Raw genomic sequence first — 21,103 nt, 5'->3', positions numbered from 1 at the left:
GGCCTCTCTAGCTGTAAAAGCTTTGTGCCAGCGAGCCGACCAGCAATTGCCAGCCATCCACCAGTACAAACAGCATCAGTTTAAACGGCAGGGCAATGGTCGCGGGGGGAACCATCATCATCCCCAATGCCATCAACACGCTTGCAATAACCAGGTCGATAATCAAAAACGGAATGAAAATCGTGAAGCCTATCTGGAAGGCGGTTTTCAACTCGCTGGTCACGTAGGCCGGGAGCAAAATGCGCATCGGTACTGCTTCAGGTCCCTGCAACGGGCCGGTATTCGCCAGTCTGGCAAACAACCCTAAATCCGCCTCGCGGGTCTGACGCAGCATAAACTCACGCAGGGGCTGCGCCCCTTTTTCCAACGCCTCCTGCATTGATATTTTCTCTTCGCTGAACGGCTGATACGCATCGACATAAATTTTATCGATTACCGGAGACATAATAAAAAAGGTCAAAAACAGCGCCAGCCCCAGCAATACCTGGTTGGGCGGCGCGGAGGGCGTTCCCAGTGCGTTACGCAATAAACCAAAAACAATGATGATGCGGGTGAAGCTGGTCATCATCAGTAAAATTGCCGGAATAAAAGTCAGCGAGGTGATGAACACCAGCGTCTGCACCGGGAGTGACCAGCTTTGTCCACCGCCAGGCAGCGGCTGGCTGGTGATGCCAGGCAGTTGAGCAAAGGCGAGGGGAGTAAGCAGCCAGAGAAGGGCCGGTGCGACAGACAACAGGCGACGCATCAGGATCTCCCGCTACGCTTGAGCAAATTTTTCATGACCGACTGAAAATCGGCTTGAGGTAAATCTTCCGTTAGCGCAGAAGGGGGAAGTTTATGCAGCAGATTGATTTGCCCGGCAGTAACGCCGAGCACCAGTCGCGCATCTTCCACATCGACCACCACGACCCGTTCACGCGCACCCAACGAGGCACTAGCGCTGACTTTCAGCCCGTTCGTGCCATTACGTTTGGGAGCAAATCCCAGCCTTTTTACCAGCCAGGCCGCAGCGAGGATTAAGACAATAATGGCAATTAGCGCGCCGCTCACCTGAAGGAGCGGCGCAGCAGAAACCGGTGCGGAAGGTTGTACAGTAGCGTGGTTATTCATCACTAACGACTCAGGCGGCGCATCCGCTCGGATGGGGTAATGATATCGGTGATCCGCACGCCATATTTATCAGCGACTACGACAACTTCGCCCTGAGCAATTAAATAACCGTTGATCAGAATATCCAGTGGTTCGCCCGCCAGACCGTCCAGCGCCACGACTGACCCTTGCGTCAGACGCAACAACTCTTTGATGGTCATTCGTGTGCGGCCCAGTTCGACGGTCAGCTTAACCGGAATATCCATAATCAGGTCGATATCCTGCAATGTTCCACTGACGTCGCCGCCGCCAAGCTGCTGGAACACCGCTTCAGCCGCGCTTTTGCTGCTTGTTGATTTTTGTTCGCTCAACGCTTCAGCCCACAGATCGTCCATTGCGCCGTTGTTGTCATCGGCCGGATTATTCAAGTCACTCATTTGGGCTGTTCCTCGTTCAGAGAATTCAAAATCGGGTTAATCAAATGTTCTATCCGTAACGCATACTGACCGTTGATGGTGCCGTACTGGCTGGTCAGTACCGGAACGCCGTCAACATGGGCGATGATGCGATCGGGTTTTTCTATCGGCAGGACATCGCCGGGTTTCAGCTTTAAAATCTGCGACAGGCGCAGAGAAATATCGGCAAAGTTGGCAACCAGCTCCAGCTGTGAATGCTGAACCTGGCGCACCAGGTTATCGCGCCAGTTCTGATCTTCATTGCGCGAGTTTTCCAGCGGCGGGTTAACCAACAATTCCCTTAGCGGTTCGATCATGCTGAATGGCAGGCAGATATTAAATTCGCCAGTCAGGTTGCCAATTTCGACATGAAAAGGCGTGTTAACCACAATGTCGTTCGGCGAGGTGGTGATATTGGTAAATTTCACCTGCATTTCCGAACGCACGTACTCCACTTCCAGTGGATTAATAGCCTTCCACGCGTCGCTATAGCCTTCAAGTGCCAGCTTTAACATACGATTGATGACGCGCTGTTCGGTATGCGTAAACTCGCGACCTTCTACTTTGGTAGGGAAGCGTCCATCGCCGCCAAACAGGTTATCCACGGCGATAAACACCAGACTTGGCGAGAACACCACCAGCCCTGTTCCGCGCAGCGGTTTCAGGTGGATAAGGTTCAGGTTGGTTGGCACCGGCAGGTTGCGGGCAAATTCATGGTACGGCTGTATGCGGATCGCCCCGACGGTAATGTCCGGGCTACGGCGCAGCAGGTTGAACAGCCCCATGCGAAAATGGCGGGCAAAACGCTCATTAATGATTTCCAGCGCCTGCAAACGTTCGCGCACAACCCGGCGTTGGGTATTGGGATCGTACGGACGAATGTCACTTTCGCCGCCAGCACTGGTTGTCGGTTCGTCTTTGACCTCGCTGTCACCATTCAACAGCGCATCAATTTCAGCTTGAGAAAGAATACTATCGCCCATGTCGTTATCGCAGAATAAAAGCGGTATACAGCACGTCGGTGACATCCTGTTTCGGTTGCCCGGCAACAAGCGGGGGGGAGAGTGTGGCTTTAATTGCGGCAATCAGTTTTTGCTTGCCTTCTTCCGTTGCCAGCGCGGCGGCATCCTGGCGCGAAAACAGTAACAGCAAGCGACTGCGGACTTCCGGCAAATACTCGCTCAACCGCGAACGGGTGGCTTCATCTTTCAGCCGCAGCGTTATACCGATATAAAGCACGCGATCTGCATCGCCAAGATTGACCGTAAAAGTGTCCAGCGCATAGAAGACAGGTGAGAGCACGACGCGTTGCTGTGCTTTGTCGCCAGCGGTCACTTGTTGCGAATGCCAGTAGCTGTAACCCGCGCTGGCACAGGCCGCGAGAGTGATGAATACCAGGATCGGGAGCCAAAGCGATCGCCTGCTTTTCTTGCTTATCGCGTAATCAGTCATGTGTTGCGGTCTTCCTGTGTCGCTACTGCTTATCGGCTAATTATCCTGCGTCTTAAGTGTGGCAAAGCGGGGAAAAGACGCGGATTAAGGTGCTACCTCTGACGTTAGGCGAAAATATCGACGCCGCTATTACCAGATGAAACTCTCTGGAGAGTTGTGGGAACCGGCAGTGTATCGTCGTCTTCCCCCGCCAGAGGTTCATGGTTTGCTGTGCGTTGGCTTTGCTGTTGCTCGGAAGCTGCCTGCTGCTGACCGCTAAAACTCTCACCGCTGATATTGCTCTGCCCCAACTGAATTCCGCTTTCTGCCAGTTGTGTGCGCAGTACCGGCAAAGCCGCTTCCAGAGCGGCGCGCACGTGCTGATGCGGTGAAACCATCTGAATTTGCGCCTGGTTGTCATCCACCTTAAGGGAGATTTGCACTTCGCCTAAATCTTGCGGATGCAAACGCAGTTCGGCACTTTGTTGCCCCTGGCGGGTAAACAGCGAAATATGCTGGCTTAAGGATTGTTGCCATTCGTGGGAACCCAGCGGTGCGCTCAAAACAGGCGCGGCGACGGTGGGCAGCGGTTGCGTCTGGTGCGGAGTAATTAGCGGACTGGCGACAGTAGTAACAGGTGAAGGCGTGCTGATGACCTCCGCTTTACTCTGGGCTTCAGCGACCAGCGGAGTTAATGGCTGATCTGGCGCACCAGGGGCGTCGTCAGGTTGTGCTGTTGCGAGTTGCGCGGTAGTCAGTTTTGTTGAGAGTGCTTGCTTCTGCGTCGGTAACACTGTTACAGGCGCATCAGTCACTTTGGGAGTATTGTCAAAACCGGGCAGCATAGCAAAAAGGGCGCTCAGGCTGGCGACAGCATCTTCATTAAGGTCATCTGTTTTATCGTCGGCGACCGTCTCCTTTTCTGGCATGGCTGCCAGCGTATTAACCAGAGCCGTCGTCAGCGGCGTTGTATCGGGTAGTGCTGCGGTTATTTCAGCCAGCGTTTCGTCAATAGCGATGTGTAAATCAGACGGCAGTACCCCGGCCAGAATTTCGCTGACGCGTTCTTTACCTTGCGTGTGTGGGGTATCCACTGCAACCTGAAGCAATGGCGAAGCTTTGCCTGGTGCTGCATCTCCTGCTAATGCCCCGCTCAATAACGCAAGAAAATTATGTGCCGTGTCAGTGGCGCTAGCACCGGGCAACGTGGATGTGTCAACGTCAGCGGTAATCAAGGGCGCTAAACGAATCATTCAGTTTTCCTCATGGCGGCGCGCTGTGCGAACTCATCCATCTTTTTCTGATCGAGGCGGTTTTCTGCAAGCAGTGCCGCCGTGGATTGCCGTTCCTGGAGGGTCTGCCAGGCTTGCAAACGTTGTTTCTTTTCTCGCCAGCTGTTGAGGGCAATGTCAACTTTCTGCGTCCACTGATTAAGCTGCTGGCGGTGCTGGGTAATGGCTTTTTCCAGCGTCTGAATGAACTGCTGATAGTTGATCCAGCGATTACTAGTCATGCCTGTACTCATATCGCTGTTCAGGTTGCTGCGATATTCGTTTTGATAATCGATCAGCATTTTGAGTTGTTCTTCCGCCTGCTGACATCCGCGACGCATTTCACCCAGCAGGCGGGCCGCATTATCCACCTCTTTTTCTGCCAGATCTTTCAGGGTCGCCAGGGCGCCATGTTCTGCCATCTACTGTTATCTCCTGCTTAGTCACACAGTCGGAAAAATACGTTCCAGTCCCTGGAGAGAGTCTTCCCAGTCCGCGCGTTCAAAAATGCCTTGTTGCAAATAGCCCTCCAGCTGCGGCCACAAGGCGATAGCTTTATCGAGCATTGGATCGCTGCCTTTGGCATACGCGCCGACGCTGACCAGATCGCGGTTACGTTGAAAACTCGACAACAGCTGCTTGAATGTGCGTACCCGCGCGTAATGTTGTTTGCTGATCAACGCCGTCATTGCACGGCTGATTGAGGCTTCAATATCAATCGCCGGATAGTGCCCGGCTTCTGCCAGACGGCGAGACAGCACGATGTGACCGTCGAGGATCGCCCGCGCGGAGTCGGCAATCGGATCCTGCTGGTCATCGCCTTCGGTGAGCACGGTATAAAACGCGGTAATCGAGCCGCCGCCGCTGATGCCGTTTCCGGCACGTTCGACCAGCGCCGGTAATTTGGCGAATACCGACGGCGGATAGCCTTTGGTGGCAGGCGGTTCGCCAATGGCTAGTGCAATCTCACGCTGGGCCATCGCGTAGCGGGTGAGAGAGTCCATAATCAGCAACACATGCTGGCCACGATCGCGAAAATCTTCGGCAATGCGCGTGGCATAGGCGGCACCCTGCATTCGCAGGAGCGGAGAAACATCCGCCGGAGCGGCAATCACCACGGAGCGCGCACGCCCTTCGGCACCGAGAATATTTTCAATAAAATCTTTTACTTCTCGCCCACGTTCACCAATCAAACCAACGACGATCACATCGGCACGGGTGTAGCGCGCCATCATTCCCAGCAGCACACTTTTACCGACGCCGGAACCGGCAAACAGCCCCATACGCTGCCCGCGCCCAACGGTAAGCAGGGCATTAATTGGGCGCACGCCCGTATCCAGCACATGCTCAATCGGTGTACGTTGCAACGGGTTAAACGGCGGGGTAATCAGGGCGCCAGTTTCAGTCGTATCGGGGGAGGGCAGACCATCGAGCGGTTTACCGCTGCCGTCCAGAACGCGACCTAATAACGCCGGACCAAGTGGAAGCTGCTTGCCGCTTTGCAGGCCGTCGCCGGAGATATTTTTGGCATAAACGCGCGCGCCGGGTAGTACGCCTTCCACTTCCTCCAGCGGCATTAAAAACAGCCGTTGACCGTTAAAGCCAACCACTTCGCTTTCTACTTCGTGCGTTTCAGTGCCGTTCTGACGTTCAATGACACAGGTAGCGCCGAGCGGCAGTTGCAATCCGGTGGCTTCCAGCACCAGCCCGGTGGCGCGGGTTAATCGCCCGTAGCGACGCACCGCAGGCAACTGCGCCATTTTGGCTTCGAAGTTATCCAGCGTGGTTAGCCAGCGAGTCAGCCGCGTGGTCATTACACCACTCCTGGCGCTGCCAGACGGCAGAGTTCTTGCCAGCGAGTGGCGACACTGGCGTCGAGATCGCCTTCATCGGCGGAGACTTTACAGCCGCCAGGATGGAGTGTCGGATCGCCGCGCAAGCGCCAGCCATGCAAACTTAACGTTGCGCCAAGCATCTCATCAACACGTTGTAGATCATCCGGATGCACGCGTAGCTGCGGTTTGCCGCTGAATAACGGTTCTTGCTGTAACAACTGTTGGATCTGTTTAATCAGCGCCGAGTTGTCCACCGTTGGCGTCTGGCCGATCACCTGACGCGCTGCCTCCAGCGCCATCTGCATCAGGCGTGAAGCAATCACACTGTCCAGCGCGTCAAGGGTGGTCTGAAACTCGCTGACCAATTGCTGCATCCGGGCATGAATCGGCGCTTGCTGGGATTTCGCTTGCGCCAGTCCTTGTTCCAGCCCCTGGGCGATCCCTTCCTGATAGCCCTGGTCGTGGCCTTGCTGGCGACCTTCGGCAATTCCCGCCTGATAACCTTGCTCATGGGCCTGCATTTGCAGTTGCGCCAGTTGTTGCTCAAGGCTGGGTTCGGCCTCTTCAGTGACGGTTTCTTCTGGCTCCATCAGTGGCACAAACTCTGCCTGTGGTGGCGCGAGATCGTCCGGTGTCCAGGTTTTCCACGGCAGAGTATCAGACATAGGTATCCTCGCCGCTGCCAATCACCATCTCGCCGGTTTCGGCAAGGCGGCGCACAATCAGCAGAATCGCTTTCTGTTCGTTTTCCACCTGCGACAGACGCACCGGACCACGGTTGGCGAGATCGTCGCGCAGAATATCGGCGGCACGTTGCGACATATTGCGCAGGAATTTTTCGCGTAGCGGCTGCTCGGCCCCTTTCAGCGCGATCAGTAACGATTCGGAATCCACTTCCTGCAACAGACGCTGGATGCTGCGATCGTCGACATCCACCAGATTTTCGAACAGGAACATCTCGTCGATGATTTTCTGCGCCAGTTCGCCGTCAAATTCACGCACGGCGGTAATAACCGCTTCTTCCTGCTGAGTTTTCATCAGGTTGATAATTTCGGCTGCTGTTCTCACGCCGCCCATTTTGCTGCGTTTGAGATTCTGGCCATCGAGCAGGCCATTCAGCACTTCTGTCAGCTCAGCCAGCGCGGCAGGTTGTACGCCGCCAAAGGTAGCGATACGTAGCATCACGTCGTGGCGCAGACGTTCATCGAACAACGCCAGAATATCGGCGGCTTGAGCGCGTTTCAGATGCACCAGAATGGTGGCGATAATCTGCGGATGTTCATCGCGAATCAGATCGGCGGCGCTCTGCGGCTCCATAAAGTTGAGCGTTTCAATACCGCTGGCAGTGTCGCGGGTTTCGAGAATATCTTCCAGCAGGCTGGCGGCACGCTCTTCGCCCAGCGCTTTGACCAGCACTGAACGCAGATAATCATTGGCGTTAATATTCAGTGCGGCAAACTGTTCGGCTTCTTGTTCAAACTCTGCCAGTACTTCAGTTAATTGTTTGTTGGAGATCTGCGAGACGTTCGCCATTGCCGCGCTCAGGGTTTGCACTTCTCGTTGGGACAGGTGCTTGAATACCTCTGCCGCCCGGTCTTCTCCAATGGTCATCAGCAGAATGACGCTTTTATCGGTGCCTGTCAGGTTACTCATGATCGTTATTTATCCACTGGCGAATGACCAGCGCCACTACGCGCGGATCGTTATCAGACATGTCGCGGATGCGCTGGCTCATTACCTCAGCCCCCAGACGTTGGTTAGCGCGGCGTTGTTGCAGTTGTTCGTCTTTGCTCAGGCGTACTTCCACTGCATCTTCCGTCTCCTGGCGAGTTTGTGTCTGTTGCTGAACGGCTTTCACCACCTCAGCGCGGCGGATTAATTGCGGACGCACCGCTTTACGCCACAGCAGCCACGCCACCAGTATCACCAGCAACCAGCGTCCGGCAGCCAGTAACTGATCGATAAACGCTTGTTGTTGCCAGAACGGCAACTCACCGCCACTTTCATCACTACTGGTAAACGGCGAGTTGACGACATTGAGCGAATCACCGCGTTTTTCCGAAAAGCCCATTGCCTCGCGGGTCAGATCATCAATTTGTTTCATCTGTTCGGCGCTCAGTGGCAACGGTTTGCCATCCGGCAGCGTTTTGTAATTCACCACTACCGCGACAGACAGACGTTGCACGTCGCCGACGTTCATTTTGGTATGACGAATGGTGCGATCGACTTCGTAGTTGCTGGTTTCATTACGCTGTGTGCTGCGCGGCCCACTATTGCTGGTGGTGCTCGTCTGTTGTTGGCGATTGTTTTGATTTGCCGGAGGCGTACTGATCGGCGCGTTATTTGCAGGCGCGGGCTGATTAGACAATGCCCCCGGCACGCCGCCTGGATAACCGGAACCGCTTTGCTCGCTTTCATTCAGTTGACGGGAACGAAGTGCTGCCTGTGACTCATTGCCATTAGGGCGATACTGCTCTTCTGTTTGCTCTTTACTGGCGAAATCCAGCTGCGCTGTGACTTGCGCATGAATATTGCCGTTGCCGACAATAGGCGACAGAATTGCTTCGATACGACGCTGAATGCGGCCTTCGACATCGCTGGTATATTTCAACTGAACATCATTGAGATCGCGCCCGCTGGTGTTGGACTGGGTTAACAGATGCCCACCTTGATCCACCAGCGTAACGTTACCCGGTGGCAGCCCAGCTACTGCACTGGAAACCAGATGCACAACGGCGCTAATTTGCCCTTCATCCAGCGCACGTCCTGGCAATAAATTCACAGTCACCGATGCGGAAGGGGATTTTTGTTCACGGACAAATAAAGACGGTTTCGGCATCGCCAGATGCACGCGCGCCCCTTTGACCGGGCCGATAGTTTCGATGGTACGAGAAAGTTCGCCTTCCAGCGCTCGCTGATAATTCACCTGTTCGCTGAACTGGCTGATACCAAACTTTTCCTGATCGAGCAGTTCAAAGCCGACCGCTCCTCCTTTAGGTAAGCCTTGCTGCGCCAGACGCAGACGCAATTCGTGAACCTTATCCGCCGGAACTTCAATTGCACCACTGGCTTCACTAAAGCGGTAAGGGATGTTCATCTGCGTCAGTTGGCTGACGATCGCGCCACCATCCTGATCGGAAAGGTTGCTGAATAACGTGCGGTAATCAGGGGCTTTTGCCCATAGAACTAACGCGACTATCACTGCCACTGCAGCGGAACCAGCAATAATCAAAGGGATTCTCGGATTCGCGCGTAGGCGATTAAGCCACTCAAGAGATTTTGTCTGGGCTGCAGTCGTATTCATCGCGCACCTCGCGGCAGATGAAAGACGGCGTTATTGGCAAAGTGGAACAAGACGCACTCCCGGGTCAGCAAACTCGAAAAATTGACGGCCTCATTATTTGTGGTTTTATTTTTTTCTATGCGCCAATTAACCCGGTTTTTTATCGTTATTTAACGCCTTTATCTTATTGACTTACTGTTAATCTCTGCTACCAGAAATGATCCAGGAGATGAATATGTCAGCCATACAGGGGATTGAAGGGGTTATCAGCCAGTTACAGGCTACGGCGATGAGTGCCCGTGCGCAGGAATCACTACCACAACCTGGCATCAGTTTTGCCGGACAACTTCATGCCGCGCTCGATCGTATAAGTGATACGCAAACCGCCGCCCGCACCCAGGCAGAAAAATTCACCCTCGGCGAACCCGGCGTGGCGCTAAACGATGTTATGACCGATATGCAAAAAGCGTCGGTTTCGATGCAAATGGGGATTCAGGTGCGTAATAAGCTGGTGGCGGCGTACCAGGAAATGATGTCCATGCAGGTGTAGGTTTTGTAACCTGTTGACTATGCTTGTTTAATTACATCCGATCCCACAGCGTGGGGCATGGATGGGGCAAACTCACTCAATTTCTGGTTTAAAATGGATACCTGATCCTGATTGTTTTCTGCCATCCACGATCCGTAAACGCGATAAACCATCTGAGCATCAGAGTGTCCCATTTGCTTCGCGATGAAGTTAGGGTTAGCTCCAGCGGTCAAAGACCAACATGCATAAGTGTGCCTGGACTGATATGCTTTGCGGTAGCGAATCCCGGCGCGTCGCATTGCAGTTTCCCATGACTGATTAATCGACCCAACTGCATAATGATACCCGGCAAGGCCATTACGCGTAACGATTTGTGGATTGAAAACAAAAGTGCACGGATGCATTTCAGTTCGACCATACTCACGAAGTTTCACTTCAACCTGATACTGCTTACCAAGCCGAGTCATTTCAGCCTGATTCTTAAGCACGTCTATTGCTGGTTGAATAAGGTTGATAACACGGTTTGTTCCCGCTTCGGTTTTTGGAAGAGTGAACTCTTTCGTTAATGTGTGGTTTCTTCTGATCGTCATTGTCCCAGCCTTCAGGTCTATATCTTCCCATGCCAGAGAAACCAACTCTCCGTGGCGAACTCCCGTATAAACAGCCAGTGACCACATATTTTTTAATTGCTGATGCTTAAATGCGTTAATCAACCTGACAAACTCATCACGGGTTAACGGATCAGGTTCCGTTCGTGATCTCTTCAGTTGCGAAATGGCTGCAAACGGATTTTCTTTGATGTATCCGCTGTCGGCTGCGAACTGAAACATCCCCGCCATGGTGTTCATGTAGTTATTAACTGTCGGCACGGAACGTCCCTTAATGGGTGTTTTTTGCCCTCGTTTCAGAACATGATATCCGGTCAGCAAATCCTTTCGTATGAACAGCAGTTCTTCCTGAGTCACAGAAGATGCAAGTCTGTTGCCTCCGATTCGGGGAACCATATTTCTTACAATGGAGCTGTAACGCCCCATCGCATTGGTACTGATTTCCAGCTTTTTCAGATCCAGCCATTTCACAGCCAGGTCTGCGACGGTAATTTCCTTACTTTCCGCACCAAATTTTCTCAGGTTGGAAGAGTCCGGAAACTGTGCGGCGTAGTCGAAATTACCCGTCTTAATGGAAAAACAAACAGACGCTCGTAGCTCGCCAGCTATTTTCCTGTTTTTTGGTGTATCCGGCACACCGAGACTTTCCCGTACTCGTGTGCCTTTATACATGAACCATATGCGGAGTGATCCGCCATGGTTCTCAACGCCTGTTGGGTATGCTGTCTTAGCCATTGTTCCCTCCTGACGCCCAAGAGCGCATTAAGCATAAACGGTTCTTCATCGACGCGCACCAGGCTGTTTTTTTGACATACTTTCAACCCACTGGTCGATAGCCTTGCGGTTATACATGCATTCGCTGTTTTCTTTTGGAATACCGTCCGGTGCAACATGGAGATATTCACGACCAACAAGCCAGGATTGTTTACGTGCTCTCTCTATGGTTCCTGGGCGTAAACCTGTAATTTCGATCAGTTTTTGCTCTGTCACCCAGTCGTTGGGCACAATTAAGTTAACTTCGCTCATTGTTTTCTCCGGTGCTGGAATGAAAGGGGGGGGGTTAACAGGCCTCATTGGGTTTGAGGCTGTGTGATTCCATGGTTAGTCCTTGCGTAGCTCGCTGATTCTTCTGTAAGTCTCTGGCGCTTTGTTTCCGTGTATCTTCATTTCAGACTTCAACAGAGTAACGAGGGAATCCCATTCGTTGAGGATGCCTTTGAATGCCGGAACGCGCTTTGCAACCTTGTCGAATGAATTTCTGATTTCTGGAATCTGCTCGACAAGTGCAACGCATCGCCGGAAGTCGGCTGCGTCATGTGGAGCGCCGAAGTGATGACCATAGATATTCTTTTTCAGTCCACATGCGATTGAGGCAAGAGTTGCGCTACTGATGCCGACATCGCCAGTCGTTTGCCATTTCAAAATCTTCATAGCCAAATCTGACATTTCTTGTCTCCAATAAAAAACCGCCATCAGGCGGCTTGGTGTTCTTTCAGTTCTTAAATTCGAATCAGCCTTTGGTCACCCAGCATTGTGAGTCACCATTACACGGGCATGAATTAACAGGAACTCTCTCGCCGCACTTACCGCAACGTTTTCTGCTGATCGATTTTATACGCCAGCGCACAAGTGCATCATCCTGGCGGCTCAGTAACGCGATGTACTCACCAAACTCGTAAGGCGCACGCCTGAAGCGACGCGTGGCACAGTTACGCTCCAGCATTTCAATTTCCTGAGCATCAAGTACAAGCTCCAGCTTACGCATACCGGATGATGCTTGCTTGGCTCTCTGATCGGCTTTGCGCTCTGCTGCTGATTTAGCCATTCTGCTTTTCCTGCATCAGGAGAAAGACAATCATGGCGGCGCGGATGCTTCCGATATCTCTTTATGCGATATTCCTCCTCTATAGCACATACAAGCAGCGAACCATCAACTGGAGTGAGTGAGGAATCGACCACAAGCAACGCCCCTTGCAATATGCCTTCGCGGTAATGGCTGTCACCCACGGAACAATTTTATCTGCTGACTTTCCTCCGTTAACGCGACACAACCTTAATATGGCACAAAGGTTTTTGTTAACGAGCTGCATCTTTTTCTTTTCTGGGTGATGATTGTTTTATAATAAACAAATAACAACATTTATTCTTGTAAAAGTAATAATATCTCTCTGGCGATCGAATTTATTGATCGCATTTCAATTAAACAAATAAGGAGTTTTTTATGCCAAAAATTACCGGTGTTCTAGTGAGCCACCATGTTTTCGATATAAAAAAAGACATGGCTAATGGTTCATTCCCGAAAACATTATTTCCAGGTGCGACATTTCAGATGGTGGTTGACAATGATGTTGTCAATAATAATACGTTGGACTGGAGTGTTGTCACCAATGCGGGAGACAATTCGCTGACTGTAAATCAGGACGGCGTGGTGTCATTTTCAAAAGATATTGATGAAAGTTGCATTGGTAAAACATTTGTTATTTTTGCGAAGGATAAAGCCACAGGGAAATTTGTGTCATCTTATTTAATTAAACCTCATCGCTTCTTTAAACCTCGTGTCGCAACGTGGGACTACTTTGACAATGCATGGTTGTGGATTGAAGATAAAAAAGGGACTGTCCCGGCTCGACGCGATATCAATAATGTCCCTTTCGATGAACTGACGGGAGAAATGTTTCATGATGTAAAACGTGAAGTGAATTCCGGGCTTTTTCAGGAATGGGGATTTTTACTGTTTAGTGGGTGGACTAATCCTGTACGTGGTGATATTGGTAGTCTCGAATCAGAAATGTTCACTTTAGAAAATGACAGGGTATTTATATCGACAGTCAACTCCCTCCCATACTCCAGAGATATCCGGGATGATATGGACTCCCCGCTTGCACAGGCTGTAGCGTTTTACGGGGAATCTGTTGTTTCCTGATGTTTTAATGAGTTTTTAATAGTCTCCGTCTTTTTAATTTAAAGAGACGGAGATTACCGGCTCTGCAACGCGAAGCTCAGGAACAAAGGTTGTGTCGCGTTAACGGTGGAAAGTCAGCAGATAAAATTGTTCCGTGGGTGACAATCCATCACCCTGAGGATGCTGATATTGCCTCTTGCGCATCATGTGGATTAATTCAACGCCGGCCAGTATCGTAGCCGTTCCATGAAATAGGTGTGCAAGTTCTCCGGTTGCTCACGGGCTACCTGTTCTGCAATTACCGGTATATTCATCCGCTCTTTGTAGGCAACGCCGCTGGCGGCCAGTTTTTGTTGACCACTACGCTATAAACATTCAGTAGAGACGATAGATTCAGAGCACGCCGATCTCATTTTCAAGATGCGCCCTGTGTGGTACAGGTCGCAATGCGAAAATGACAGGCGCGATTGGGGATTCTACGGATTGATTGCCGAGGAAGTAGGAGAAATTGCCCCTCAGTTTGTACACTGGCGACCAGCTAACGAGAATGATGCTCCTGAAGCTATTTCCAGCAATGGTCTTGTTGCCGAAGGTGTGATGTACGAACGTCTGGTTGTTCCACTGATTCACCATATCCAGAAACTGACTGAAAGAGTGGATGAACTTGAGTCAGAATTAAAGTTGTTATCAACTTCCCGAAGCGATATCGGATAAAGGAGGAGTAATGGATATAACACCTTTCCTTCATGCGCTTTGTGCTGTGGCTGCGCAGCTACTGATTGGTCTTTTTACCGGAAACTGGGCTTACGGTGCGATAGCTGGTTGTACGTTCTTCATTGCGCGTGAACACACCCAGGCAGAATATCGCTGGATTGAAATGTTCGGGCATGGCAAGCGGATTAACATGCCGTGGTGGGGCGGTTTTGATCCGCGCGCGTGGGATGTAGCAAGCCTGATGGATTTTGCTGTGCCGGTGGTGGCGTGTCTGCTGGTCTGGCTGTTGGTAAATCGCGGGTGAAAAAGGTGAGCTGTAAATGCAACATAGGAACAGGCATCGTTGCTTTCAGCCAGGAAGAAGTATCGGGTATTGTTAAATCATGCCGATACACCAATCGTGCCAGATATTGAGAGGCTGTAATTCCTGTTATGGCGTAATCATTATTGTAGCATGCCGCAGACACGTTGTTTGCAATAACGTGCTGCGGTTTAAGCTTATCAAATGAAGACTCAAAAATTAGGCGAGTAACGAACCGGAGACATAGCTCCTTTTTTTCTTAACTCATCTGGTATTTTTTTTCCAAGATAAATATTCTCAATTTCCGGTGGGGCTTGTCTGCCGAGGAAGCCATAGCGAGAACCTTGTGTTGCCTCAAAGTCAGGGTCTTCGTCCCAATATTTCATCGTAGGAAAATTTTCACGCGTTGATTTGAGCCATTTATCAGCAATGAAAACTCCTCGAACGATACCCCTTACAGTCGCAAGTATGATTTCCGCTTGGCTTGCCCGAGAAATATTCACGCGCCAACTAAAACGAACAGCATCATAGAGATCTGAGTCTTTTGCGCTTCTGTTTACGGAAATCATCAATGCTTTATGATGGAACTTGATAGTTTCAGGGCGATACGTCGCTATTAATTCTTTGACATGAGCTGCGCCAAACTCGTTGCTACCAGCACCACTCATGATGTTAGTTAAACCAGGGTAGGCATCTATAAGCGCGGCTTCAACCTCATAAGCTGTCTTTTCATTAGTCATACCGTGTCGATGGATGACATGGATAACTTCAAGCCCGGCTAACCTTATTTCTCTAATTTGCTTTAGCTTGTTACTAAGCAACTCGTCATTATCATCCGCTGCTACTTCACCGCGCATGTGAGCAAATACGCGATTATTTTTTCCTTTCCCAACATAGAAGGTGCTTCCGTCCCTCGGATCAATCAATCGGTAAACATACCAGCCAAGGTGCTCAATTACTCCAGAGGGAAACTCAGTAATATCCATTTTTTTATTATCTGTGAATTATTTGCGTGTCATATGTTAATGAGTGTTTTAAGGATTCACAACCAATAGTATAGGCTAACGTCATCCTACATTTGAGGTGGCCCAAAATAAGCAATTTTTAGTAGGCACGAAGTTGAGCACCATCGCCCATTCATATCTGTGTGTAAGTTGTATCAGACAGAGTCTGAACTAATGCAATAGAATTAATCCCACATTGTTACTAATCGAACAGTTATTCTGAGTTGTTACATTGTAATGAAGGTATATCGTGGGGCATATATGGGGCAAATCACACCGTTAGATCTACGGAGAACTACGATGCTTGAGGTTTCAGTCAACTCTAACCGCCTGTTATCTGGTGTGCTCTTGGGCGATATTTGTGATTTATGAAAAATACATGGTCATATGATGTCCATGCAGGTGTAGGTTTTGTACCTGAGGCGATAAAACAAAAAATGGCCTACGAAACTGGGCGGGCGGTTGGATAATGCAAACCCATAATCAGCATTCCCTGCCGCAGTTGGTGGGGCTACCAGTCATGGCAATTGATGATTTTCATATAAGTTCAAGGTCATAAAACGGCTATTTGGATCCGGTTTATAATCAGCAAAGGGCTCGCAGGCAATGAAGCCATGTTTGAGATAAAGTTGATGGCAGGCCGTAAACCCAGCATGTGTTCCTGTTTCTAAACTCAGGCGATGAAGGCGTCTGTCATGTGCAACCTGCAAAATATGCCGTAAAATCAGATTTGCAACTCCACGACGTAAAAAGTCTGGCGCAGTACGCATTGATTTCAACTCGCCATGTTCATCATCCAGCAACTTCAGCGCGCCAATTCCGGCGAGTCGAGCTCCTTCCCATGCTGACCAGAATGTCACTGCCGGATCACGTAGTTTTTGTACGTCCAAAGCATGGATGCTTTCTGGTGGAGATTGTTCCTGCATACCGGAAATATGGTAATTCACTAATGCTTGTACTGCAGGATGGGAGAGATCATCTGTTTTGACAGTGAACATGATTGTTTCTTGTTGGTTGTCTAATTACAACATACCAACAGGCGAAAACATCTTTGTCTAATAGATGTTTCTTATGACACAGTTCTGTTTGTAAAAAATGACCGCTCACCATTGTATGGAGCCATCGCTGGAAGAAAGCTTCGCAGTAACTTGCTTTCAGAATGCCCATCGAGTGATGGGCGTGTATGGGGTATGACACACCGGGAGATCTACGGTGAACGATGATGCTTGATGATTCACCCCGCCTGTTATCTGGTGTGCTCCAGGGCTTTCTTTGTCATCAACGAAAAATACATGGTCACAGGCATGAACATGAAGGCGTTAGTTAATCGCTATTTCGGAACCGTTCATTGAAAATTTTATTAATAACCAACCACTGTCAGACCTGAACTGGCGAGAACAGCTAAATAAGTGGTTTGTTGTTCTCGATATCTTCAATATATAAGAGTGTATTATCGATAGAATAGTAACGCCGCTTATTATCACCAACGTCAGTAACCCATCGGAAAACACCAGCCTGTGCAAGCGTTTTACAATATTCCCGAAATGTAGACTGTCTTGAAATGTGAGTTCGGGCTGCTTTTTTGACTTGCTCAGGATCCTTGGTGGCACTGACTTTTAATAGACCTCTGCTTCCTCTTATTAACAAAACATTGTCATCGTGCGTGACGATCCTGATGTTATCTGTGGCAAGATAGTAAATATAATGTGCAATATGATGACGTTTTAACTCAGTATAAAACCAGGAAAAATTTAGCTCCGTTCTCACTTGCTCAAACATCTTTTGAAAAATAGCAACCTGATCCATCAGGGAAATAATCTCTCGTCAGTTGTGAGGGAGAGTAGTTTGCATGATCGGCATTATTCCTTCAATCTGGTCCGATCACTTAATGCTGTCTCTGTGTGAATCAATGATAATCCAACTGTGGTACGAAAAATAGACAACGGAGTATTCGTAGCAAGTGACTCCCGCTGCCTGAAACAGCGGGAGAAAAGATTACTTCTGAATTAAATAACGAATGGTCGGCCCGTCTTGCTGAATATCCAGTACCGTATAGCCGTGATTACGCGCATCCAGCGGAATATTGTTAATCGACTGTGGACAATCGCTGACCACTTCGAGGATCTCGCCTTTTTTTAACTGCGGCATCGCCTCAAGGGTTGCAACCGCAGGGTAAGGGCAGGGCTCGCCCACCATATCAAGACGGTAATCAGGAACGATATTTTTCATGCGATCTCCTTAGCTGTCTGCGGCGCCGCACGGCGGAAGAAGCGTTTTTCCCAGCCGATAATCAGCATCAGCGCAGCGAACAATAGTAAATATGTCACCAGCAGGCCGCCCATTGGACCAAAGGTTTTTAGCAGGTTGATTTTGTCCCAGTCGGTTGCCAGTGCCGGGGCGAAATCATCCCAGTAATATGCCAGAATCGTGGAGCCAATAACGTTGCCCAGACCGACCCACCAGTAATGCACCTGGCCTTCCACCGCGCGGTACATCCACCCCGTTTCGCAGCCGCCCGCCAGCACAATACCAAAACCAAACAGTAATCCACCAATTACCGCGTTCGGACCCGCCCACATGATTTTAGGTTCTACGCCTAACTGTACATAACTGAAAATCCCGATGGCACTTACCGCCATACCGAAAATGATCGCTTTCGCCATGTGGGTTCGTCCGGTGATCCACATGTCGCGGAACGCCGAAGTAAAGCAGATTTGTGCACGTTCTATCAGTAAGCCAAAGCCGACGCCAAACAGCATCGCCAGCCCCAGCTTTGGTTGGTTCATCGCCGTCAGCAGCGCCCAGCCCAGCATGCCGAAAAAGACCAGCATCCCGAGACGAAAACGGCGCCGCGCCTGATCTGGTTTCTGCGTCAACGGTGAGGCGGCAGAGACTTTCTGCATTTTCACGGGGATACGAAAAACAGGCAGCAGGGTAAAGCGCGCGCCAAACCATGAGCCGATGGCGGTGGCGATGGCAAAGAACCAGGCGTGCAGCGAGAACTGAGGAATGCCGGTAAAGAACGCCGCCAGGTTACAGCCCATCGCCAGACGTGCACCAAAACCAGCAATAATCCCGCCAATAATGGCCTGCATAATGCGGATACGGCTACGCGGCATGCGCAGTTTGACGTTGTTGGCCCATAATGCCGCGGCAAAACAGCCGCCGAACATACCGAGAATCATCATCCCGTCAATGCGGGTTAATGGCGATCCTTCCAGATGGATAATTTTAAAATAGCCCCACTCTTCAGCATGGACGCCAAACAGTTGCAGGAGCTGGCCGCCCCAGCGGGTAAATTCACCCGTAACTGCCCAAAAGGTGCCGGTAATGCCAAAATAGTAAGTGGAGAGAATGCCCGCCGCGATGACCGCAGGGATTGGCGCCCAGAATTTAATCAACCAGGCTTGTTTGAATTGCTGCCATGACATGTATGTAGCCTCTGAACTCAGAAGGTTTAAACAAGAGTCGCGAATCATACATCAGGAGAATTTATTTGCGTGGCAATAATTCACAAAAATAATAGTTAGATCAAATTTCTCTTTGGGCCTGGAAAGGCTGGCAGCGTCAGGGCTTTAATGCCACAATCCACTTTTCTTCTCATGCAGGACGAATGATGAAAAAACTCGCAATTGCAGGCGCACTCATGTTGTTGGCGGGCTGTGCCGAAGTCGAAAACTATAATAATGTTGTAAAAACCCCCGCGCCAGACTGGCTGGCAGGGTACTGGCAGACCAAAGGGCCGCAACGTGCGCTGGTCAGCCCGGAAGCGATTGGTAGCCTGATTGTCACTAAAGAGGGTGATACCCTGGATTGCCGTCAATGGCAGCGAGTGATTGCGTTACCGGGTAAGCTGACGCTGATGTCTGATTCTCTCACTAACGTTACTGTGAAACGTGAGCTGTACGAGATTGAGCGTGACGGTAACACCATTGAGTATGATGGCATGACGATGGAACGCGTGACTCGTCCGACGGCAGAGTGTGCCGCCGCGCTGGAAAAAGCGCCGTTACCGACGCCGCTGCCGTAATAAAATCCCCCTGGCTCTGGGGGATTTTACGTCAAAAAAAGTGCCCGATACGCAAGCTTATCGGGCCTGGAACTGTAACGGCGCCGCAATAACGATGCGTGTATTGTCAGCGTTCGGTTTTAAATCACCTCTTCGATAACCCAAACGCTGACGCTGCCGCCGTTGCAAAAAAAAGTCGCTTCGCCATTTTCATCGGTAACTATGCTCTCTTGTCGATTACCGAGGAAATCGCGCCAGGTTTTATTGCCATAGTTCTCCCCCAGATTAATCGTCTTTTCGCCATCGTCGCCGTTCGACATAACCACAACGCAGCCAGGATATTCATCGGTGCCACTGCGACTAAAGGCAATACAGTTCGGATGATCGAAAAATAGCGTCTGTACACCGTGGGCAAAACGCTGGCGGGCGAGGATTAGCTCATCAAGTTGTTCGATTATTGGCATATCGATTGGATAGGTTTGACCGTCACCGCCGACATCTTCGTAATGAGCCCCGTACAGATCAGGGTAAAACACCGAAGGCACGCCATTTTCCCGTAGCAAAATAAGGGCATATGCCAGCGGCTTAAACCACGGCTCCACCGGGGCCTCAAGGGCTTGTAACGGTTGGGTGTCGTGGTTGGCGACCAGCGTCACGGCGTGGAAAGGATCGACTTCAACCAATGTGCCGCTAAAAATCTCAGTCATATCATAATCACGCCCCATACGAGACGCTTCGTGGAATTTCATCTGCAGCGGTGCATCAAACAGCATGGTTTTACCTTCCACCTGGTCAATATACGTTTGCAGTTTCTCGACCTCGCGCGACCAGTATTCCGCCACAATAAATAGTGGTTTCGGCGCAACTTCTTGCACATGCTCGATCCACTCTTTATAGAACCACGCCGGAATATGTTTTACCGCGTCGAGACGAAAACCATCGCACTGAGTTTGTTCCATTACCCAGCGCGCCCAGTATTTGAGCTCTTCGGTGACGGCATGGTTACGAAAATCGATATTTTCGCCCATCAGATAATCAAAATTGCCTAATTCATCATCGACCTGATCATTCCAGCCTTCGCCAGTGTAATCGTTGACGATTTTAAAGATGCCATCTTCATGCGGGTTTTCGATATGGTCGATACCGCTAAAACATTTGAAGTCCCATATAAATTGTGAATATTTTCCGGCTCGTACAGGGAAGGTGTAACGGGTCCAGCCTTCGCATTCGATAATTTCATCATCAATTTGCGTGCGACACTCTTCGTTAACTCGCTGAACGCGAATCGCTTCTTTTTCGTCGGCACCCATTTTGTGGTTCACCACCACATCCAGCAGTACGGCGATGTCGTTGCGTTTAAGCGCGTCGATGGCCGCCAGCAATTGCGCTTTATCACCATATTTCGTCGCGACAGTGCCTTTTTGATCAAACTCGCCTAAATCAAATAAATCATAGGAATCGTAGCCGACAGAATATCCGCCCGATGCGCCTTTATAGGCAGGCGGCAGCCAGACCATATTGATACCAATATCATTTAAACCGTCGGCGCGCTCGGCAAGCTCGGGCCAGAGCTTGCCGCCTTCAGGGTAATACCAGTGAAAGCATTGCAACAGCGTGGGATTACGCATTCTTCGACTCCACATGAGGGGAACATTAGAAGCGTAGCCGTAAT

Annotated in this window: 26 protein-coding genes and 2 pseudogenes; 5 read left to right on the top strand and 23 right to left on the bottom strand. The window is 50.4% G+C overall.

From position 1 onward, the window contains the following. Window positions 1-7: 7 nt before the first annotated feature. The 11 genes from fliP to fliF all read right to left on the bottom strand — a co-directional run bounded on the left by fliP (window position 8) and on the right by fliF (window position 9,385). Window positions 8-745: a flagellar type III secretion system pore protein FliP gene (gene fliP, locus FEM44_RS24705; protein WP_130208599.1), complete on the bottom strand. Its 738-nt coding sequence runs from the start codon at window positions 743-745 to the stop codon at window positions 8-10. Next, window positions 745-1,110, bottom strand: coding sequence for a flagellar biosynthetic protein FliO (gene fliO, locus FEM44_RS24700; protein WP_135522106.1), 366 nt, complete (start codon window positions 1,108-1,110; stop codon window positions 745-747). The genes fliP and fliO overlap by 1 nt, the downstream gene beginning before the upstream one ends. A gap of 2 nt (window positions 1,111-1,112) precedes the next feature. Next, window positions 1,113-1,526, bottom strand: a complete 414-nt coding sequence (gene fliN / locus FEM44_RS24695; RefSeq protein ID WP_135522108.1) for a flagellar motor switch protein FliN — start codon at window positions 1,524-1,526, stop codon at window positions 1,113-1,115. Continuing rightward, window positions 1,523-2,527: a flagellar motor switch protein FliM gene (fliM, locus tag FEM44_RS24690; RefSeq protein WP_010346990.1), complete on the bottom strand. Its 1,005-nt coding sequence runs from the start codon at window positions 2,525-2,527 to the stop codon at window positions 1,523-1,525. Before fliM ends, fliN begins: the two co-directional genes overlap by 4 nt. A 4-nt stretch (window positions 2,528-2,531) precedes the next feature. After that, window positions 2,532-2,996: a flagellar basal body-associated protein FliL gene (fliL, locus tag FEM44_RS24685; protein ID WP_135522110.1), complete on the bottom strand. Its 465-nt coding sequence runs from the start codon at window positions 2,994-2,996 to the stop codon at window positions 2,532-2,534. 104 nt (window positions 2,997-3,100) lie between these two features. Continuing rightward, window positions 3,101-4,228 carry a flagellar hook-length control protein FliK gene (locus FEM44_RS24680; protein WP_135522112.1) on the bottom strand — a complete coding sequence of 376 codons (1,128 nt, stop codon included), beginning with the start codon at window positions 4,226-4,228 and terminating at the stop codon, window positions 3,101-3,103. Further along, entirely contained in the window at window positions 4,225-4,668 is a 444-nt protein-coding gene (fliJ, locus tag FEM44_RS24675; RefSeq protein WP_135522114.1) for a flagellar export protein FliJ, read from the bottom strand. The genes FEM44_RS24680 and fliJ overlap by 4 nt, the downstream gene beginning before the upstream one ends. 21 nt (window positions 4,669-4,689) lie before the next feature. Next, window positions 4,690-6,060, bottom strand: coding sequence for a flagellar protein export ATPase FliI (gene fliI, locus FEM44_RS24670; protein WP_135522116.1), 1,371 nt, complete (start codon window positions 6,058-6,060; stop codon window positions 4,690-4,692). Beyond that, on the bottom strand, window positions 6,060-6,746 hold the full coding sequence (fliH, locus tag FEM44_RS24665; protein ID WP_135522118.1) for a flagellar assembly protein FliH: 687 nt from the start codon (window positions 6,744-6,746) through the stop codon (window positions 6,060-6,062). Before fliH ends, fliI begins: the two co-directional genes overlap by 1 nt. Continuing rightward, on the bottom strand, window positions 6,739-7,734 hold the full coding sequence (fliG, locus tag FEM44_RS24660) for a flagellar motor switch protein FliG (RefSeq protein ID WP_032184453.1): 996 nt from the start codon (window positions 7,732-7,734) through the stop codon (window positions 6,739-6,741). The genes fliH and fliG overlap by 8 nt, the downstream gene beginning before the upstream one ends. Continuing rightward, a complete protein-coding gene (gene fliF / locus FEM44_RS24655; protein ID WP_135522120.1) occupies window positions 7,727-9,385 on the bottom strand; it encodes a flagellar basal-body MS-ring/collar protein FliF in 1,659 nt (552 codons plus the stop codon). The genes fliG and fliF overlap by 8 nt, the downstream gene beginning before the upstream one ends. Window positions 9,386-9,599: 214 nt before the next feature. Between fliF and fliE the strand changes: the two genes are divergently transcribed. Further along, entirely contained in the window at window positions 9,600-9,914 is a 315-nt protein-coding gene (gene fliE / locus FEM44_RS24650) for a flagellar hook-basal body complex protein FliE (protein ID WP_135494097.1), read from the top strand. 17 nt (window positions 9,915-9,931) lie between these two features. On the opposite strand, the gene FEM44_RS24645 is transcribed toward fliE, so the two are convergent. From FEM44_RS24645 to FEM44_RS25710, 5 genes and pseudogenes are all read right to left on the bottom strand, one after another. Next, complete coding sequence (locus tag FEM44_RS24645) at window positions 9,932-11,236, bottom strand: tyrosine-type recombinase/integrase (protein ID WP_135522122.1); 1,305 nt, start codon at window positions 11,234-11,236, stop codon at window positions 9,932-9,934. Between the two features lie 45 nt (window positions 11,237-11,281). After that, on the bottom strand, window positions 11,282-11,527 hold the full coding sequence (locus FEM44_RS24640) for an excisionase family protein (RefSeq protein ID WP_000005726.1): 246 nt from the start codon (window positions 11,525-11,527) through the stop codon (window positions 11,282-11,284). Window positions 11,528-11,602: 75 nt separating this feature from the next. Beyond that, window positions 11,603-11,947, bottom strand: coding sequence for a hypothetical protein (locus FEM44_RS24635; RefSeq protein ID WP_105224399.1), 345 nt, complete (start codon window positions 11,945-11,947; stop codon window positions 11,603-11,605). A gap of 64 nt (window positions 11,948-12,011) precedes the next feature. Next, window positions 12,012-12,326 carry a hypothetical protein gene (locus FEM44_RS24630; protein ID WP_016248830.1) on the bottom strand — a complete coding sequence of 105 codons (315 nt, stop codon included), beginning with the start codon at window positions 12,324-12,326 and terminating at the stop codon, window positions 12,012-12,014. Window positions 12,327-12,358: 32 nt separating this feature from the next. After that, window positions 12,359-12,502: pseudogene (locus FEM44_RS25710) on the bottom strand (DNA repair protein); the annotation flags it as partial. A gap of 220 nt (window positions 12,503-12,722) precedes the next feature. On the opposite strand from FEM44_RS25710, the gene FEM44_RS24620 reads away from it, so the two are divergent. Next, window positions 12,723-13,424, top strand: a complete 702-nt coding sequence (locus FEM44_RS24620; RefSeq protein ID WP_135522124.1) for a hypothetical protein — start codon at window positions 12,723-12,725, stop codon at window positions 13,422-13,424. A gap of 191 nt (window positions 13,425-13,615) precedes the next feature. On the opposite strand, the gene FEM44_RS24615 is transcribed toward FEM44_RS24620, so the two are convergent. Beyond that, window positions 13,616-13,750 carry a DNA polymerase III subunit theta gene (locus FEM44_RS24615; RefSeq protein ID WP_071990834.1) on the bottom strand — a complete coding sequence of 45 codons (135 nt, stop codon included), beginning with the start codon at window positions 13,748-13,750 and terminating at the stop codon, window positions 13,616-13,618. 13 nt (window positions 13,751-13,763) lie between these two features. Here FEM44_RS24615 and FEM44_RS24610 point away from each other — a divergent pair. Together FEM44_RS24610 and FEM44_RS24605 are read left to right on the top strand one after the other, a co-directional pair. After that, a pseudogene (locus FEM44_RS24610) lies at window positions 13,764-14,117 on the top strand (tail fiber domain-containing protein); the annotation flags it as partial. 10 nt (window positions 14,118-14,127) lie between these two features. Continuing rightward, complete coding sequence (locus tag FEM44_RS24605; RefSeq protein ID WP_135522126.1) at window positions 14,128-14,421, top strand: hypothetical protein; 294 nt, start codon at window positions 14,128-14,130, stop codon at window positions 14,419-14,421. Window positions 14,422-14,630: 209 nt separating this feature from the next. Here the strand turns inward: FEM44_RS24605 and FEM44_RS24600 are convergent, their stop codons facing one another. The 5 genes from FEM44_RS24600 to yedE form a co-directional block, all read right to left on the bottom strand. Further along, complete coding sequence (locus FEM44_RS24600) at window positions 14,631-15,404, bottom strand: LEM-3-like GIY-YIG domain-containing protein (protein WP_135522128.1); 774 nt, start codon at window positions 15,402-15,404, stop codon at window positions 14,631-14,633. 536 nt (window positions 15,405-15,940) lie between these two features. Further along, entirely contained in the window at window positions 15,941-16,420 is a 480-nt protein-coding gene (locus tag FEM44_RS24595) for a GNAT family N-acetyltransferase (protein ID WP_135522130.1), read from the bottom strand. A gap of 403 nt (window positions 16,421-16,823) precedes the next feature. Continuing rightward, window positions 16,824-17,228: a DUF1398 domain-containing protein gene (locus FEM44_RS24590; protein WP_135522132.1), complete on the bottom strand. Its 405-nt coding sequence runs from the start codon at window positions 17,226-17,228 to the stop codon at window positions 16,824-16,826. 189 nt (window positions 17,229-17,417) lie between these two features. Continuing rightward, on the bottom strand, window positions 17,418-17,651 hold the full coding sequence (yedF, locus tag FEM44_RS24585) for a sulfurtransferase-like selenium metabolism protein YedF (RefSeq protein ID WP_000790504.1): 234 nt from the start codon (window positions 17,649-17,651) through the stop codon (window positions 17,418-17,420). Further along, the gene (gene yedE, locus FEM44_RS24580) at window positions 17,648-18,853 is read right to left on the bottom strand and encodes a selenium metabolism membrane protein YedE/FdhT (protein ID WP_130208577.1); all 1,206 of its coding nucleotides are present in this window, start codon (window positions 18,851-18,853) and stop codon (window positions 17,648-17,650) included. The genes yedF and yedE overlap by 4 nt, the downstream gene beginning before the upstream one ends. A gap of 185 nt (window positions 18,854-19,038) precedes the next feature. Here yedE and yedD point away from each other — a divergent pair, with 185 nt between their 5' ends. After that, entirely contained in the window at window positions 19,039-19,452 is a 414-nt protein-coding gene (gene yedD, locus FEM44_RS24575) for a lipoprotein YedD (RefSeq protein WP_135522197.1), read from the top strand. Window positions 19,453-19,571: 119 nt separating this feature from the next. Here the strand turns inward: yedD and amyA are convergent, their stop codons facing one another. Continuing rightward, window positions 19,572-21,059, bottom strand: a complete 1,488-nt coding sequence (amyA, locus tag FEM44_RS24570) for an alpha-amylase (protein WP_135522134.1) — start codon at window positions 21,057-21,059, stop codon at window positions 19,572-19,574. Between the last annotated feature and the right edge of the window lie 44 nt (window positions 21,060-21,103).

Origin of the sequence: Escherichia sp. E4742 (assembly GCF_005843885.1) — a bacterium.
GTDB lineage: Bacteria > Pseudomonadota > Gammaproteobacteria > Enterobacterales > Enterobacteriaceae > Escherichia.
This window is presented reverse-complemented; position numbering and strand designations above follow the sequence as displayed.

What these genes read in the sequence shown, in the direction of transcription:
- fliN (WP_135522108.1), bottom strand. Translation starts at nt 1,526, where the DNA reads ATGAGTGACTTGAATAATCCGGCCGATGACAACAACGGCGCAATGGAC.
- FEM44_RS24605 (WP_135522126.1), top strand. Translation starts at nt 14,128, where the DNA reads ATGGATATAACACCTTTCCTTCATGCGCTTTGTGCTGTGGCTGCGCAG.
- yedF (WP_000790504.1), bottom strand. Translation starts at nt 17,651, where the DNA reads ATGAAAAATATCGTTCCTGATTACCGTCTTGATATGGTGGGCGAGCCC.
- fliO (WP_135522106.1), bottom strand. Translation starts at nt 1,110, where the DNA reads ATGAATAACCACGCTACTGTACAACCTTCCGCACCGGTTTCTGCTGCG.
- fliI (WP_135522116.1), bottom strand. Translation starts at nt 6,060, where the DNA reads ATGACCACGCGGCTGACTCGCTGGCTAACCACGCTGGATAACTTCGAA.
- yedD (WP_135522197.1), top strand. Translation starts at nt 19,039, where the DNA reads ATGAAAAAACTCGCAATTGCAGGCGCACTCATGTTGTTGGCGGGCTGT.
- fliH (WP_135522118.1), bottom strand. Translation starts at nt 6,746, where the DNA reads ATGTCTGATACTCTGCCGTGGAAAACCTGGACACCGGACGATCTCGCG.
- FEM44_RS24680 (WP_135522112.1), bottom strand. Translation starts at nt 4,228, where the DNA reads ATGATTCGTTTAGCGCCCTTGATTACCGCTGACGTTGACACATCCACG.
- fliE (WP_135494097.1), top strand. Translation starts at nt 9,600, where the DNA reads ATGTCAGCCATACAGGGGATTGAAGGGGTTATCAGCCAGTTACAGGCT.
- fliL (WP_135522110.1), bottom strand. Translation starts at nt 2,996, where the DNA reads ATGACTGATTACGCGATAAGCAAGAAAAGCAGGCGATCGCTTTGGCTC.
- FEM44_RS24600 (WP_135522128.1), bottom strand. Translation starts at nt 15,404, where the DNA reads ATGGATATTACTGAGTTTCCCTCTGGAGTAATTGAGCACCTTGGCTGG.
- fliM (WP_010346990.1), bottom strand. Translation starts at nt 2,527, where the DNA reads ATGGGCGATAGTATTCTTTCTCAAGCTGAAATTGATGCGCTGTTGAAT.
- amyA (WP_135522134.1), bottom strand. Translation starts at nt 21,059, where the DNA reads ATGCGTAATCCCACGCTGTTGCAATGCTTTCACTGGTATTACCCTGAA.
- FEM44_RS24645 (WP_135522122.1), bottom strand. Translation starts at nt 11,236, where the DNA reads ATGGCTAAGACAGCATACCCAACAGGCGTTGAGAACCATGGCGGATCA.
- FEM44_RS24620 (WP_135522124.1), top strand. Translation starts at nt 12,723, where the DNA reads ATGCCAAAAATTACCGGTGTTCTAGTGAGCCACCATGTTTTCGATATA.
- FEM44_RS24630 (WP_016248830.1), bottom strand. Translation starts at nt 12,326, where the DNA reads ATGGCTAAATCAGCAGCAGAGCGCAAAGCCGATCAGAGAGCCAAGCAA.
- yedE (WP_130208577.1), bottom strand. Translation starts at nt 18,853, where the DNA reads ATGTCATGGCAGCAATTCAAACAAGCCTGGTTGATTAAATTCTGGGCG.
- fliG (WP_032184453.1), bottom strand. Translation starts at nt 7,734, where the DNA reads ATGAGTAACCTGACAGGCACCGATAAAAGCGTCATTCTGCTGATGACC.
- FEM44_RS24640 (WP_000005726.1), bottom strand. Translation starts at nt 11,527, where the DNA reads ATGAGCGAAGTTAACTTAATTGTGCCCAACGACTGGGTGACAGAGCAA.
- FEM44_RS24595 (WP_135522130.1), bottom strand. Translation starts at nt 16,420, where the DNA reads ATGTTCACTGTCAAAACAGATGATCTCTCCCATCCTGCAGTACAAGCA.
- fliJ (WP_135522114.1), bottom strand. Translation starts at nt 4,668, where the DNA reads ATGGCAGAACATGGCGCCCTGGCGACCCTGAAAGATCTGGCAGAAAAA.
- fliP (WP_130208599.1), bottom strand. Translation starts at nt 745, where the DNA reads ATGCGTCGCCTGTTGTCTGTCGCACCGGCCCTTCTCTGGCTGCTTACT.
- fliF (WP_135522120.1), bottom strand. Translation starts at nt 9,385, where the DNA reads ATGAATACGACTGCAGCCCAGACAAAATCTCTTGAGTGGCTTAATCGC.
- FEM44_RS24635 (WP_105224399.1), bottom strand. Translation starts at nt 11,947, where the DNA reads ATGTCAGATTTGGCTATGAAGATTTTGAAATGGCAAACGACTGGCGAT.
- FEM44_RS24590 (WP_135522132.1), bottom strand. Translation starts at nt 17,228, where the DNA reads ATGGATCAGGTTGCTATTTTTCAAAAGATGTTTGAGCAAGTGAGAACG.